The sequence below is a fragment of the Streptomyces sp. Je 1-4 4N24 genome, assembly GCF_026239515.1.
Classification (GTDB): Bacteria; Actinomycetota; Actinomycetes; order Streptomycetales; family Streptomycetaceae; genus Streptomyces; species Streptomyces nigrescens.
Genome location: NZ_CP110836.1, coordinates 3,042,036 through 3,055,079 on the forward strand (window position 1 = coordinate 3,042,036; position 13,044 = coordinate 3,055,079).

The 13,044-nt window shown below is 69.7% G+C and carries 12 protein-coding genes; 5 read left to right on the forward strand and 7 right to left on the reverse strand.

The window, feature by feature from the left end; genetic code table 11:
* Nucleotides 1-25 precede the first annotated feature (25 nt).
* Nucleotides 26-487, reverse strand: coding sequence for a hypothetical protein (locus SLV14N_RS12870; RefSeq protein ID WP_127152966.1), 462 nt, complete (start codon nucleotides 485-487; stop codon nucleotides 26-28).
* A gap of 96 nt (nucleotides 488-583) precedes the next feature.
* Here SLV14N_RS12870 and SLV14N_RS12875 point away from each other — a divergent pair, with 96 nt between their 5' ends.
* A complete protein-coding gene (locus tag SLV14N_RS12875; protein ID WP_208681048.1) occupies nucleotides 584-1,567 on the forward strand; it encodes a diacylglycerol kinase family protein in 984 nt (327 codons plus the stop codon).
* Between the two features lie 320 nt (nucleotides 1,568-1,887).
* Nucleotides 1,888-2,145: a WhiB family transcriptional regulator gene (locus tag SLV14N_RS12880; protein ID WP_003983230.1), complete on the forward strand. Its 258-nt coding sequence runs from the start codon at nucleotides 1,888-1,890 to the stop codon at nucleotides 2,143-2,145.
* A 174-nt stretch (nucleotides 2,146-2,319) separates the two neighbouring features.
* Here the strand turns inward: SLV14N_RS12880 and SLV14N_RS12885 are convergent, their stop codons facing one another.
* Nucleotides 2,320-3,792: a sensor histidine kinase gene (locus tag SLV14N_RS12885; RefSeq protein ID WP_263273126.1), complete on the reverse strand. Its 1,473-nt coding sequence runs from the start codon at nucleotides 3,790-3,792 to the stop codon at nucleotides 2,320-2,322.
* Between the two features lie 327 nt (nucleotides 3,793-4,119).
* Nucleotides 4,120-4,749 carry a TetR/AcrR family transcriptional regulator gene (locus SLV14N_RS12890; RefSeq protein WP_263269387.1) on the reverse strand — a complete coding sequence of 210 codons (630 nt, stop codon included), beginning with the start codon at nucleotides 4,747-4,749 and terminating at the stop codon, nucleotides 4,120-4,122.
* A 161-nt stretch (nucleotides 4,750-4,910) separates the two neighbouring features.
* On the opposite strand from SLV14N_RS12890, the gene SLV14N_RS12895 reads away from it, so the two are divergent.
* Both SLV14N_RS12895 and nagB read left to right on the forward strand, forming a co-directional pair.
* On the forward strand, nucleotides 4,911-5,684 hold the full coding sequence (locus tag SLV14N_RS12895) for an SDR family oxidoreductase (RefSeq protein WP_208681050.1): 774 nt from the start codon (nucleotides 4,911-4,913) through the stop codon (nucleotides 5,682-5,684).
* A 204-nt stretch (nucleotides 5,685-5,888) separates the two neighbouring features.
* A complete protein-coding gene (nagB, locus tag SLV14N_RS12900) occupies nucleotides 5,889-6,671 on the forward strand; it encodes a glucosamine-6-phosphate deaminase (protein ID WP_208681051.1) in 783 nt (260 codons plus the stop codon).
* A gap of 405 nt (nucleotides 6,672-7,076) precedes the next feature.
* Here the strand turns inward: nagB and SLV14N_RS12905 are convergent, their stop codons facing one another.
* From SLV14N_RS12905 to SLV14N_RS12920, 4 genes are all read right to left on the reverse strand, one after another.
* A complete protein-coding gene (locus SLV14N_RS12905) occupies nucleotides 7,077-8,630 on the reverse strand; it encodes a glycoside hydrolase family 3 protein (RefSeq protein ID WP_263269388.1) in 1,554 nt (517 codons plus the stop codon).
* Nucleotides 8,631-8,638: 8 nt separating this feature from the next.
* Nucleotides 8,639-9,469 carry a carbohydrate ABC transporter permease gene (locus tag SLV14N_RS12910; RefSeq protein WP_263269389.1) on the reverse strand — a complete coding sequence of 277 codons (831 nt, stop codon included), beginning with the start codon at nucleotides 9,467-9,469 and terminating at the stop codon, nucleotides 8,639-8,641.
* Nucleotides 9,466-10,458, reverse strand: coding sequence for a carbohydrate ABC transporter permease (locus SLV14N_RS12915; protein WP_263269390.1), 993 nt, complete (start codon nucleotides 10,456-10,458; stop codon nucleotides 9,466-9,468). The genes SLV14N_RS12910 and SLV14N_RS12915 overlap by 4 nt, the downstream gene beginning before the upstream one ends.
* A 134-nt stretch (nucleotides 10,459-10,592) precedes the next feature.
* Nucleotides 10,593-11,861, reverse strand: coding sequence for an extracellular solute-binding protein (locus SLV14N_RS12920; protein WP_263269391.1), 1,269 nt, complete (start codon nucleotides 11,859-11,861; stop codon nucleotides 10,593-10,595).
* A 241-nt stretch (nucleotides 11,862-12,102) separates the two neighbouring features.
* On the opposite strand from SLV14N_RS12920, the gene SLV14N_RS12925 reads away from it, so the two are divergent.
* Entirely contained in the window at nucleotides 12,103-12,861 is a 759-nt protein-coding gene (locus SLV14N_RS12925) for a GntR family transcriptional regulator (RefSeq protein WP_208687849.1), read from the forward strand.
* The last annotated feature ends 183 nt before the right edge of the window (nucleotides 12,862-13,044 follow it).

Consider the following 13,044-nt stretch of genomic DNA (forward strand, 5'->3'; position numbering starts at 1 on the left):
CCGGGGCGGCGCGTCCGCCCTGGCTTCAGGGCGTCTCCCGCGGCCCGATACCCAGCGCTTCGGTGGCCGTCGGGTTGACCAGCAGAACGAGCACGACGAGTGCGGCCACCGCCAGCCCGATACCGGCCGCGATCAGCGCACCGCCCCCGTTGACCAGCGTCCAGGCCACCGGCAGCGCCACGATCTGGGTGATCAGCGACGGGCCCCGGCTCCAGCGGCGGCGCAGCCACAGCCCCCGGGCGGCGACCAGCGGCAGCAGGGCGAGCGCGAGGACGGTGAGCCCGCCCATCTCCGCCTGCTGCGGGCTGTCCGGCGAACCGGCGAGACCCATGATCAACATGTAGGCGCCGAGGGCGGCCAGGGCGAGCCCTTCGACCGCGGTGAGCGCCGCCGCGGCGCTCAGCCGGGCGGGCCGCGGGCCGGTCGGCTCGGCCGCGGCAGGGGCACCGGCGGCTCGGGGCGCGGACTGCTTCTGCTGACTGCTCACCCCAGCAGCGTAGCGCCGGCCCTCCCCGCCTCCGGCGATGCCCCGGAGCCGGACGGGGCGTAAGGCCGGTACCAGCAGGTAGGTACGCTGCTGCATATGCGCGCACTTCTTGTGGTCAATCCCGCAGCAACCACCACCAGTGCCCGCACCCGTGACGTACTGACCCACGCACTCGCCAGCGACCTCAAGCTGGAGGTCGCACAGACCCAGTACCGCGGGCACGCCCGTGATCTTGCCCAGGAGGCCACCGAAGGCGGGGAGACCGACCTGGTCGTGGCGCTCGGCGGCGACGGCACGGTCAACGAGGTGGTCAACGGTCTGCTGGCCGGCGGCCCCGATCCGGACTCCCATCCCCGACTGGCGGTCGTCCCCGGCGGCTCCACCAATGTCTTCGCCCGCGCCCTCGGCCTCCCCAATGACGTGGTGGAGGCAACCGGCGCCCTGCTGGACGCGCTGCGCGACGGCAGCGAGCGCACCATCGGCCTCGGTCTGGCGGCGGGCACCCCGGGCAGCGTGGACGAGGGCGTACCGGAACGCTGGTTCACCTTCTGCGCGGGCTTCGGCTTCGACGCCGGCGTCGTCGGCCGGGTGGAGCAGCAGCGCGAACGCGGCAAGCGTTCGACCCACGCCCTGTACGTGCGACAGGTCGTACGGCAGTTCCTGGTCGAGGCGAGCCGCCGCCGGGGCATCCTCACTCTCGAACGTCCGGGGGGCACCGAGGGCTCCGCTGAGACCGTCGAGGACCTGGCGCTGGCCATAATCTGCAACACCGCCCCGTGGACCTACCTGGGCAATCGGCCGATCTACCCGTCCCCCGACGCCTCGTTCGACACGGCCCTGGATCTGTTCGCACTGAGCAAGCTCTCGCCGTCCGCGGTGGCCCGCTACGCGACCCAGTTGCTGACGTCAACACCCCAGCGCGGGCCCCACGGCAAACACGCCCTCTCACTTCACGACCTCACGAACTTCACCTTGCATTCGCAGGTTCCCCTGCCCTTCCAGATGGACGGCGACCACCTGGGACTGCGTACGAGTGTGACGTTCACAGGCGTACGCCGTGCACTGCGTGTGATTGTGTGAGCAGTAGGGCCCAAAGTCCTTTCACTCGAACGTTTAGACTGGTTTCCACCCCCTGGAATGACGGCTGTGAGCTAGGCGACACCAAGGATTCAAAAAAAAGTTTCCGGAAGGGGTTGTATCCGCAGCCGAGGTTTGCGAGTCTCTTCATGGCGATCGGGACGGCCGCTTTACCGGCCCCCTTGAGAGCCCGAATCCTCCTCCTCATTCCACAGGACCGTGCCAGTTCACGACTGGAGTTCGGCCCTTCCCTTGTGGAGGGATTCGTGAAAGCGTTCACATTCACAAGCAACGATCCCGTCACACGAGGAGATGGAGCAGCCATGGACTGGCGTCACCGCGCCGTTTGCCGCGAGGAAGACCCCGAGCTCTTCTTCCCTATCGGCAACACCGGTCCTGCGCTGCTGCAGATCGAGGAAGCCAAGGCCGTCTGCCGCCGCTGCCCCGTCATGGAGCAGTGCCTGCAGTGGGCGCTCGAGTCCGGCCAGGACTCCGGCGTCTGGGGTGGTCTGAGCGAGGACGAGCGCCGCGCGATGAAGCGCCGTGCAGCTCGCAACCGGGCGCGCAACGCCAGCGCCTGAGCCAGTAGCCCCGTGGCCCCCGAGCCGCAGCGCGCAGTACACCCGATGCATCTCCGGCGCTGACAAGCCCGGTCGTTATCGCATCGCAACAGCTTTGAGCCCCGGACCGCATGGTCCGGGGCTTCCTGCTGTTCAGGGCCGGGCCGACGGCCCGCCCGGCGCCGGCCCCGGAGCTCAGTGCTGCTTATCGGCCCGTACGGGGACGTCGAGGATGACCTGAGTACCGCGCTCGGGCGCCCGCACCATGTCGAACTTTCCGCCCAACTCCCCCTCCACCAGGGTCCGTACGATCTGCAGCCCCAGGTTTCCGGCGCGATGCGGATCGAATCCCTCGGGCAGACCGCGCCCGTTGTCCTGGACGGTGACCAGCAGCCGCGGCTCCGTACGGCTCCCGCCGCGCACCGCGCCGACCTCGACCACGCCGCGCTCCACCTGGTCGAAGGCGTGCTCCAGGGCGTTCTGCAGCACCTCGGTGAGCACCATCGACAGCGGGGTGGCCACCTCGGCGTCCAGGATGCCGAAGCGCCCGGTACGGCGGGTGGTCACCTTGCCCGGGGAGATCTCCGCGACCATGGCCAGCACCCGGTCCGCGATCTCGTCGAACTCGACCCGTTCGTCGAGGGTCTGGGACAGCGTCTCGTGCACGATCGCGATCGAACCGACCCTGCGCACGGCCTCGTTGAGCGCCTCGCGGCCCTGTTCGGAATCCATCCGGCGGGACTGCAGCCGCAACAGCGCGGCGACCGTCTGCAGATTGTTCTTCACCCGGTGGTGGATCTCCCGGATGGTGGCGTCCTTGGTGATCAGCTCCCGCTCGCGACGTCGCAGTTCGGTCACATCACGCAGCAGGACCAGTGAACCGATGTGGGTCCCCTTGGGCTTGAGCGGGATGGCGCGCAGCTGGATCACGCCGTCCTCGCCCTCGACCTCGAACTCCCTGGGGGCCCAGCCGCTGGCGAGCTTGACCAGCGCCTCGTCCACCGGGCCGCGGGCGGGCGCCAGTTCGGCGGTGGCCTGGCCCAGGTGGTGGCCCACCAGGTCGGCGGCGAGACCGAGCCGGTGGTAGGCGGAGAGCGCATTGGGGCTGGCGTACTGGACGACACCCTCCGCGTCGAGCCGGATCAGCCCGTCACCGGCGCGCGGCGAGGCGTCCATGTCGACCTGCTGGCCGGGGAAGGGAAACGTTCCGGCAGCGATCATCTGGGCGAGGTCGGAGGCGCTCTGGAGGTAGGTGAGCTCCAGCCGGCTGGGGGTGCGCACGGTCAGCAGGTTGGTGTTGCGGGCGATGACGCCGAGCACCCGGCCCTCGCGGCGTACCGGGATGGACTCGACCCGTACCGGGACCTCCTCCCGCCACTCCGGGTCGCCCTCGCGTACGATGCGGCCCTCGTCCAGGGCGGAGTCCAGCATCGGGCGGCGGCCGCGGGGAACGAGATGGCCGACCATGTCGTCCTGGTAGGAGGTGGGGCCCGTATTGGGCCGCATCTGGGCCACCGAGACATAGCGGGTGCCGTCGAGGGTGGGAACCCACAGCACAAGATCGGCGAAGGAGAGGTCGGAGAGCAGCTGCCACTCCGAGACCAGCAGATGGAGCCACTCGAGGTCGGTGTCGCTCAGAGCGGTGTGCTGGCGTACGAGATCGTTCATGGAGGGCACGTCTTGGAGCCTACCGGCGTACGGTGTATGTGTTGTGTCTGCACGGGCATGGACAAGCAATAATGGTCTAGTCCAGAATTCAGCAAAGACCTCCGCCCTCCCCGCACAGGAGAGCGGAACGAGGCCGAAGCGCTCTCTGCCCTGACTGCGCCGAGGCCTCCGATCGACCGGTCCCAGGACGGGTCCGTGCCCCTACCGCACACAGGGGCGCCTCCCGCCCGCAGGACGGGACCGGCCGATGTCAGCTCCGGGCTGCGGTGCCGGACAGGTTGAGGGTCCTGTCCCGGCGCCGCGGCCCGCGGGTGCTTCAGGGGGTCTTCAGCGGGAAGCCCCGCTCGCCCTCCGCGGCCACGCCTTGAGCGCCAGCTCGGCGATCGCCTCCAGCTCCGTCCGCTCCGCACCGTCGCGCGCCTGCTGGGACATGCCCTGGATGACGGCGCCCGTGTAGGCGGCCAGCGCGCCGGCGTCGGTATCAGGAGGCAGCTCACCGGAGGCGATGTCCGCACGGATGGCGGCGGCGATCCCCCTGACGTTCAGCAACCTCATCTCCCGCAGGGAGTCGGCGACTTCGGCCGAGGCGGGCGAGATGTTGAGGGCGGCGCTGATGACCAGGCAGCCGCGGGGGCGGCCGGGCAGGGTGTATTCGGCCGCGGCCTCGCGCAGCGCCCTTTCGACGCCCCGGCGGGCGGTCGGCTCCTCGGTCACGGCGCGGGAGATGAAGCCTCCGTAGCGCCGCCCGTACTCGACCACGACCTCGTCGAACAGGGCCCGCTTGTCGCCGAAGGCGGCGTAGAGGCTGGGGGCGCTGATACCCATGGCGCGGGTGAGGTCGGAGATCGAGGTGGCTTCGTAGCCCCGCTCCCAGAACGACCGGACCGCCTGCTCCAGGGCCGTCTCACGGTCGAAGGACCGGGGCCGCCCGCGCTGTTTCGTCTCCTTGGTCGCCATGGCAGAAATTCTATAGCGGTCGGTATGGAACGCGTGCTACGATTTTTCTGTAGCGAGCGATACATAAATAGCTCGGTGCGGGGGCGCGTGCGTCGGTGCACGTCGGCGCGCATCCATAGGCGTCCGGGACATCCACATACGGATCGGGGAGGGGCACTGCCATGAGTGCGCTCAGCGGCAAGACGGCACTGGTGACGGGAGGCAGCAGGGGGATCGGCCGGGCCATCTCGGAACGGCTGGCGAGGGAGGGCGCGCGGGTCGGTGTGCATTACGGCCGGGACGGGACCGCGGCCAAGGAGACCGTCTCGGTGATCGAGGCCGGCGGGGGCCAAGCCTTCGCGATCCGGGCCGAGCTGGGGGTACCGGGAGACGTCGAAGCGCTGTGGGCCGCATTCGACGAGCAGGCCGAGGGCCTGGACATCCTGGTCAACAACGCCGGGATCAACAAGGCCGCCGACGGCACGCTGAAGCGGATCGAGGCGGTGACGGCGGAGGATTTCGACCTCCTCTTCGCGGTCAACACCAAGGCACCGTTCTTCATCGCCCAGCAGGCACTGCCCCGGCTGCGGGACGGCGGGCGGATCATCAACACCTCGACCGGACTGACGCGGGGCGCGGCCAAGCCCGAGTTGATCGCCTATGCCATGACCAAGGGCGCGATCGATGTGTTCACCTCGACGCTCGCCAAGGATCTGGGCCCGCGCGGGATCACGGTCAACGCGGTGGCACCCGGGGCGGTGAACACCGACATGAATGCCGGATGGCTGCAGGGCGAGGCCAATGCCGAGGCGCGGCAGCGGGTCAGGGAGATATCCCCGCTGGGCCGGATCGCCGACCCCACCGATATCGGCGACCTCGTGGCCTTCCTCGCCTCGGACGACAGCCGTTGGGTGACGGGGCAGTGGATCGACGCGACGGGTGGGGCGCTGCTCTGACGGAGCGCCGTCCGGCGGCGCGGGCAGATGGCCGGTCGGGCGCCGGGCGGCTGGGCGCTGGGCGGCCGGACACCCGGGCGGCCGGACACCTGGGCGCCGGGAAAACTTGACCGGCCGTTCGGATGTGCCAACGCGTCCCTGGGGCCACCCTCTGCTAGATTGGTCTATACCACATGGATCATTCTCCAGAACGGCAGGCCAAGCGTGGAAGTTGTCATCGTTCCGGATGCCGTGGCGGGCGGCGAGCTGATCGCGGAGGCCATCGCCACCCTGGTGCGCCGTAAGCCCGACGCGCTGCTCGGTGTGGCCACCGGCTCCACCCCGTTGCCCATTTACGAGGCGCTGGCGGCGAAGGTCCGGTCCGGTGCGGTGGACGCCTCACGGGCGCGCATCTGCCAGCTCGACGAGTACGTCGGGCTGCCGGCCGGGCACCCCGAGTCCTACCGCTCGGTGGTCCTGCGCGAGGTGGTCGAACCGCTCGGCCTCGGTGAGCAGTCCTTCATGGGCCCCGATGGCGCGGCCGAGGATGTCCAGGCCGCCTGCGAGGCGTACGACCGTGCACTGCGCGAGGCGGGCGGCGTGGACCTCCAACTGCTCGGTATCGGCACGGACGGGCACATCGGCTTCAACGAGCCCTGCTCGTCGCTCGCTTCGCGTACCCGTATCAAGACGCTGACCCAGCAGACCCGGGAGGACAACGCCCGGTTCTTCGACAGCCTCGACGAGGTGCCGCACCACGTCATCACCCAGGGCATCGGCACCATCCTGGAGGCCCGCCATCTGGTGCTGCTCGCCACGGGCGAGGGCAAGGCAGACGCGGTGGCCCATGCCGTCGAGGGCCCGGTTGCCGCACTGGTCCCGGCCTCGGCGCTTCAGCTCCACCCGCATGCGACGGTCGTCGTGGACGAGGCCGCAGCCGCCAAGCTGAAGCTCGCCGACTACTTCCGCGCCACCTACGCGGCAAAGCCGGACTGGCAGGGCCTCTAGGTCTGCCAGGTACACCTGGCCGGTGTACGCCTGGCCGGTGTACGCCTGGCCGGTGTACACCTGGCCGGAGGGATCAGGGTCGGACCGCCCCTGGGAAGGTTTCGGGTGGGCAGCTTGCGCACTCGGTACGCGGAAGCCGCCGGGCTGAAGACAGTTTGTGTGTGCGCTGGGTGGGTGACGGACTCCGGCCCGAAGTCGCGGTGTGCACGTGCCGGACGGCAGCCGCCAGGCAGGGACTCGCAGCTTGGGCACACGCCGGGCGACAGCCGCCGTCGCCCGTAGAGGCCGCCTGCTCGCCCGCCGGGCACCAGGCTCCGACCCGTAGAGACACGGGCACCAGGCTCCGACCCGTAGAGCCAGTGGGGCCACGTGCTGGAGGACGGCCTCCGGCGCGGAGAGGCGGTGTCAACAGTCGCCAGGTGAAAGCCGTCGGTCCGTGAGGGCTTCGGCGGCGGCCTGGGCGCAGACTCGGGCGGCGCCGTGGGTGGCGAGGTGGAGGGCGCCTTGGGGTGGGGCCTGGGGGACGCCCATTTCGACGACCGCGGTGTCGGGGCGGGCGGCGAGGAGAGTGCGGAGCGCCTCGGCCATCCAGGGGTGGCGGTGGAGGTCGCGGACCACGGCGACGAGGCGGCGGCCGGCGGCCGCGGTGAGCAGGCCGTCGACCAGCCCGGCGGTGCCGGCCGCGGCGGCGGCTTCGGCGGTGCAGGTGGCGGTCTCGGTGCCCGGGAGGAGGCGGGCGAGTTCGGCGGCGACGCCCCAGGGCGTCTCGTCGCCCACGGCGATGTTGCCGAGGGGGGTGAAGGCGGCGACGTAGGCGGGCCCGGCCAGGGGTTCGTACGGGCCGGCGGCGGTGAGGCGCAGGGCGCGCCGGGCCGCGGTGAGGCCGATTCCGGGCGCGGGCGCGGGCCCCTCCCCCACGTCCGCGCTCCGGTTCCGGCCCGCCAGGGCACGCACCCGCGCCGCGGCGTCGGCGAGCCGCTGCTCCGGCAGTTCGCCGTCGCGCACCGCCCGCACCAAGGCGTCGCGCAGTCGCAGCACGATGTCCTCGTCCGCCAGTCCGCCGCCCACGCAAATGGCGTCGGAACCGGCCGCGAGGGCCAGCACGCTGCCGCGCTCGATGCCGTAGGTGGCGGAGATGGCCTGCATCTCCATCCCGTCGGTGACGATCAGCCCGTCGAAGCCGAGGCCGCCTTCGGTGGCGGGGGCCCGCAGCAGACCGTGCAGCGCGGCCGGGCTGAGCGTGGCCGGGTGTTCACCGTCCAGGGCGGGCAGCAGGATGTGGGCGCTCATCACGGCGCGGGTGCCGGCGGCGACGGCGGCGCGGAACGGCACCAGTTCGCGTTCCTGGAGGGTCGGCAGATCGGCGGCGATACGCGGCAGGTCGTGGTGGGAGTCGACGGCGGTGTCGCCGTGGCCGGGGAAGTGCTTGGTGCAGGCGGCGACGCCGGCGGACTGCAGGCCCTCGACATAGGCGGCGGTGTGCCGGGCGACCAGCTGCGGATCGGCGCCGAAGGAGCGGACGCCGATGACCGGATTGCCGGGGTTGGAGTTGACGTCGGCGGAGGGGGCCCAGTTGAGGTTGATACCGCAGTCGGCCAGCCGGCGGCCGATTTCGCGGGCCACCGCGCGGGTCAGGGCGGTGTCGTCGACGGCACCGAGCGCATGGTTGCCGGGGAAGGAGGAGCCGCCGCGCACTTCGAGGCGGGTGACATCGCCGCCCTCCTCGTCGATGGCGACGATCAGTTCCTCGCGTTCGGCCCGCAACCGGCCGGTGAGTGCGGCGAGTTGTGCCGGGTCGGCGACATTGCGGCCGAAGAGGCCGACCGAGACCAGGCCCTCGCCGAGCCGGCGCAGCAGCCAGTCGGGCGCGGTGGTGCCGGTGAAGCCGGGCTGGAGGACGGCGAGTGCATCGCGGGTGAGGGTGTCGGCGGAGCGTACGGAGCGTACGAGAGGCGTCATGAGCTGCGTCATCCCTTCACGGCGCCGGAGGTGAGACCGCCGACCGCCTTGCGTTGCAGGAACAGGAAGAGCACCAGGATCGGGACCGCGAAGATCGAGGCGGCGGCCATGGTGGCGCCCCAGTCGTCCCCGAACTGGGTCTGGAACTGCGAGAGCCACAACGGCAGGGTGCCCATGGCCGGTTCCTTGTTGAGGACCAGCACCAGCGGGAATTCGTTCCAGGCGGTGATGAATCCGAAGAGCGAGGTGGCCATCAGGCCGGGCGCCAGCAGCGGGAAGACGACCTTGAGGAACGCCTGGCGGCGCGAGCAGCCGTCGACCATCGCGGACTCCTCCAGTTCCCTGGGAACCGCGGCGACATAGCCACGGAGCGTCAGAAGGGTGAAGGGCAGCACCATCAGCATGTAGAAGAAGGTCAGCGGCAGCAGGCTGTTGAGCAGGTCCGCGTCCCTGACGATCAGGTAGATCGAGATCACCATGACCTCCCAGGGAGCCATCTGGGCGACCATGAAGGTCAGCAGGATGCCCTTGCGCCCCCGAAAGCGCATCCGGGTCAGGGCGAACGCCCCGCAGAGGGCGATCACCAGCGAGAGACCGACGGCGAGCACGGTCACCAGCACCGAATTCCCCGCCAGGATCCAGAAGTCCGGGGCGTGCACGGCCGTCGCGAAGTGTTCGAGGGTGCCGTGGACGGGGAACCACACGGGGTCCTCGGTGATGATGTCCCGGGTCGGCTTGAAGGCCGTGCTGAACATCCAGTAGACGGGGAAGACGAAGCCGAGGGCGAGCACGGCCGCCGTCGCGTTGGGCCAGACACGGCCGGCGAGAGAGCGCTTCACAGCTCGTTCTCCTCTTGCTGTTCCTGCTTGACCGTCAGGCGCAGGTAGTACGCGGTCATGACCAGCAGCACCACGATCGTCAGCAGGGAGATCGCGGCCCCCATGCCGAAGTGGAGGTTGCCGACGCCCTCGGTGAAGGCGTAGATCGGCAGCGTTTCGGTGAGCCGGTCGGGGCCGCCCTCGTTGATCGCGAAGATCTGCGGGAACGCCTTGAAGACCCAGATGGTCTCCAGAAACGTCGTCGCGAGGAAGAACGGCCGCAGGAAGGGGAAGGTGACGGAGGTGAAGACCTTCCAGGTGCCGGCGCCGTCCATCCGGGCCGCTTCGTAGAGCTCCTTGGGGATGGTCGTGGTGGCGGCGTAGAGGTTGAGGGCCACGAACGGCAGCGACTGCCAGACGATCAGTACGGTGATGACGAAGAACGTCGACAGCTGGCTGCCGACCCAGTCGTAGTGGGCCATGGAGTGCCGGCCGAGTTTGTCCAGGAGCCAGTTGACGACGCCGTAGCGGGAGTCGAAGAGCCACTGGAAGACGGTGGTGGCGGCGATCACCGGCATCGCCCAGGCCAGCACCAGTGCGAGGGACAGCGTCAGCCGCATCCTCTTGCCGAGCCGGGCCAGCAGCAGGCCGATCAGCACACCGAGGACCATGATCAGGACGACATTGACCGCGGTGAAGACGAGGGTGCGCAGGGTGACCCGCCAGAACTGCTCACTGCCCAGGATCTCCTGGTAGTTGCCGAACCCGCGCCAGTCGGTGAGGTGCTGGATCAGCTCCTTCATATTGAGGTTCTGGAAGGAGAGCAGGATGTTGCGGGCCATGGGCCAGCCCAGGAGGACCGCGGTCGCGAGCAGGGCCGGCAGCAGCAGGAGGTAGGGGGCGCCGCGCGCGGCCCGCCGGCTGCCTCCGCCGCGCCGGGTGGGCGGTGCGCCGCCCTTGCCGGTCCGCGGCGCGGTCTGGTCCACCACGCCGTCGAGCTGCACTGCCATGGCCCCTGCTCCCCCTCGTATCCCGTCAGACCTCGGTGCCTCCGCCGTGCACGCATGCCGGCCGGGGACGGCCGGCCGGCACGCCGACCGGTGGTACGGCGTGCGGGTCCGCACGCGGACCCGCCGGGCGTCCGCTACTGCTTGGCGAGCCGCGCGTTGATCTCGGACTCGATGTCCTTGGCGGCATCGGCCGGGGACTTACCGCCCAGAACGGCGGTCATATAGCTCTTGATCGGGTTCGGCAGGTTCTCCACCGCGGCCCACTGGGGAATCAGCGGGGTGGTGCCCCCGGACTTCTCCGCCGCGGCCGCGGCGGCCGCCACGGCCGGATTCCCCTTTCCGGCATCGGCCAGGTCAGGGGATTTCGGGGCCCAGCCGGACTCCTTCACCATCTGCCGGTCGTTCTGCTTCGACAGTGCGACCTTCAGGAATTCCTTGGCAAGTTCCTGGTTCTTGCCCATTCCGGCGACGGCGAAGTTGGAACCGCCGAGGAAGACGCCCTCCGGCTTGTCCGCGGTCTCCCCGGGGATGGTGAAGAAACCGATGTCCTTCTTCATCCCGGGGTTGGCCTTGAGGGCGGTGGCGGCCTCATAGCCCATGGCGATGACGGCGCCGGTGCGGCCCTTGGCGAAGACCTCACCCTGCTGCGGGGTGGCCTCGTCCTTGTTCTTGGGGGCGGTGCTGAAGGCCTGGTACTGCTTGTAGATGTCCATGGCCTTGGCGACCTTGGGGTCGCCGAGGTTGGAGACCCACTTGCCGCCCTGCTTCTTCACCAGGTCGGCGCCGGTGCCGATGGTCAGGCCGTCGAAGAAGTACCAGTTCTGGCCGGGCAGATACAGCGGCTCGGCGTCGGTCTTCTTCTTGATGGTGTCAAAGGCCTTGAAGAGCTCGTTGCGCGTCTTGGGAATGCCCTTGAGGCCGGCCTCGGCCCAGATCCTCTTGTTGTACATCACCACGCGGTTTCCGGCGAACCACGGCAGTGCGTACTGTTTTCCGTCGACGAGCGACGCCTTGTTGAAGGCCTCGTTCCAGTCGGCGCCGATCTCCTTCTTCAGATCGCCGAGTTCGGCCAGGGCACCGGCCTGGGCATAGGCGGCGGTCTGGGTGTTGCCGATTTCGACGACGTCCGGCGGGGTCTCCTCGGAAAGGGCGGTGCTCAGCTTCTGCTGAATGCCGTTCCACTGCTGGACCTTGAACTCGACGGTGGCGCCGGTCTTCTTCTTGAACTGCGCGGAGACCTGCTTGGTCCACTGCGCCGGATTCGAACCGCTCATCACCCAGACGGTCAGCTTCTGGCCCTTGAAGCCGTCCGCGCCCGTCTTCTCGCCGCCGCCGGACCCACAGGCAGCGACACCCACCAGCATTCCCGCGACCGCCGTCGCCGCTATGAGCCCACGCTTCATTGCGCTCTCCCCCCAAGGCCGGGTGTGGTCTTTAATGGTTTAGACCAGTGCCCGCAGCTTGGCCTAGACCTTTTGGGGTGTCAAGGGTGTATAAGAGTCGCTGTCAGGTCCGTTACCGGACCGACATCTGGCGGGCCGGGACCTGCAAGGGAGCGCGGGAAACCCACCCGTGCCACGATGTGAGCCGCTACGTACGGAGGAGCCGGTGACGGCAGCACGACAGGAGTCGGAGAGGCGGGTCATGGACACGGACGGGGGCAGCAGTGCCGAGAGCGGCGGCACGCGGACCGCACGGGTGCCCAAGTACTACCGCCTCAAGCGCCACTTGCTGGAAATCACCGAGACCCTGCCGCCCGGCACCCCGGTACCGCCCGAACGCACCCTCGCCGCGGAGTTCGACACCTCGCGTACGACGGTGCGTCAGGCTCTGCAGGAGCTGGTCGTCGAGGGCCGGCTGGAGCGCATCCAGGGCAAGGGCACCTTTGTCGCCAAGCCCAAGGTTTCCCAGGCCCTGCAACTGACCTCCTATACGGAGGACATGCGGGCCCAGGGCCTGGAGCCGGCCTCCCAGCTGCTGGACATCGGCTATGTCACGGCGGACGACCGGCTCGCCGGCCTGCTGGACATCGCCGCCGGCGGCCGGGTGCTGCGCATCGAACGGCTGCGGCTGGCCAGCGGCGAGCCGATGGCCATCGAAACCACCCATCTGTCGGCGAAGCGCTTCCCCGCCCTGCGCCGGAACCTCGTCAAATACACCTCCCTCTACACCGCACTGGCCGAGGTGTACGACGTCCGTCTGGCGGAGGCCGAGGAGACCATCGAGACCTCCCTCGCCACCCCGCGCGAGGCCGGTCTGCTGGGCACGGATGTCGGACTGCCGATGCTGATGCTCTCCCGGCACTCGCTCGACGCACAGGGGCAGCCGGTGGAGTGGGTGCGCTCGGTCTACCGCGGCGACCGCTACAAGTTCGTCGCCCGGCTGCGCCGCCCCACGGGCTGACCCGCCGCCCGGCTCGGGCGGAGCGCCCGCAGCGCGGGCCGCCCCCCTGCCCTGCCGCCGCCGTATCCGCCCCAGCGGGGACCGGCGGCGCAGGTCGCGGCCGTGTGGATTCTTGATACCGATATGCGGACAGCTAGTGACGCGTGCCACTGCCCTGCCATAGATTTCCAGCCGATTGCACAG

Coding starts and splice junctions, on each gene's coding strand:
- SLV14N_RS12875 (WP_208681048.1), top strand. CDS start 584: ATGCGCGCACTTCTTGTGGTCAATCCCGCAGCAACCACCACCAGTGCC.
- SLV14N_RS12880 (WP_003983230.1), top strand. CDS start 1,888: ATGGACTGGCGTCACCGCGCCGTTTGCCGCGAGGAAGACCCCGAGCTC.
- SLV14N_RS12885 (WP_263273126.1), bottom strand. CDS start 3,792: ATGAACGATCTCGTACGCCAGCACACCGCTCTGAGCGACACCGACCTC.
- SLV14N_RS12890 (WP_263269387.1), bottom strand. CDS start 4,749: ATGGCGACCAAGGAGACGAAACAGCGCGGGCGGCCCCGGTCCTTCGAC.
- SLV14N_RS12895 (WP_208681050.1), top strand. CDS start 4,911: ATGAGTGCGCTCAGCGGCAAGACGGCACTGGTGACGGGAGGCAGCAGG.
- SLV14N_RS12905 (WP_263269388.1), bottom strand. CDS start 8,630: ATGACGCCTCTCGTACGCTCCGTACGCTCCGCCGACACCCTCACCCGC.
- SLV14N_RS12915 (WP_263269390.1), bottom strand. CDS start 10,458: ATGGCAGTGCAGCTCGACGGCGTGGTGGACCAGACCGCGCCGCGGACC.
- SLV14N_RS12920 (WP_263269391.1), bottom strand. CDS start 11,861: ATGAAGCGTGGGCTCATAGCGGCGACGGCGGTCGCGGGAATGCTGGTG.
- SLV14N_RS12925 (WP_208687849.1), top strand. CDS start 12,103: ATGGACACGGACGGGGGCAGCAGTGCCGAGAGCGGCGGCACGCGGACC.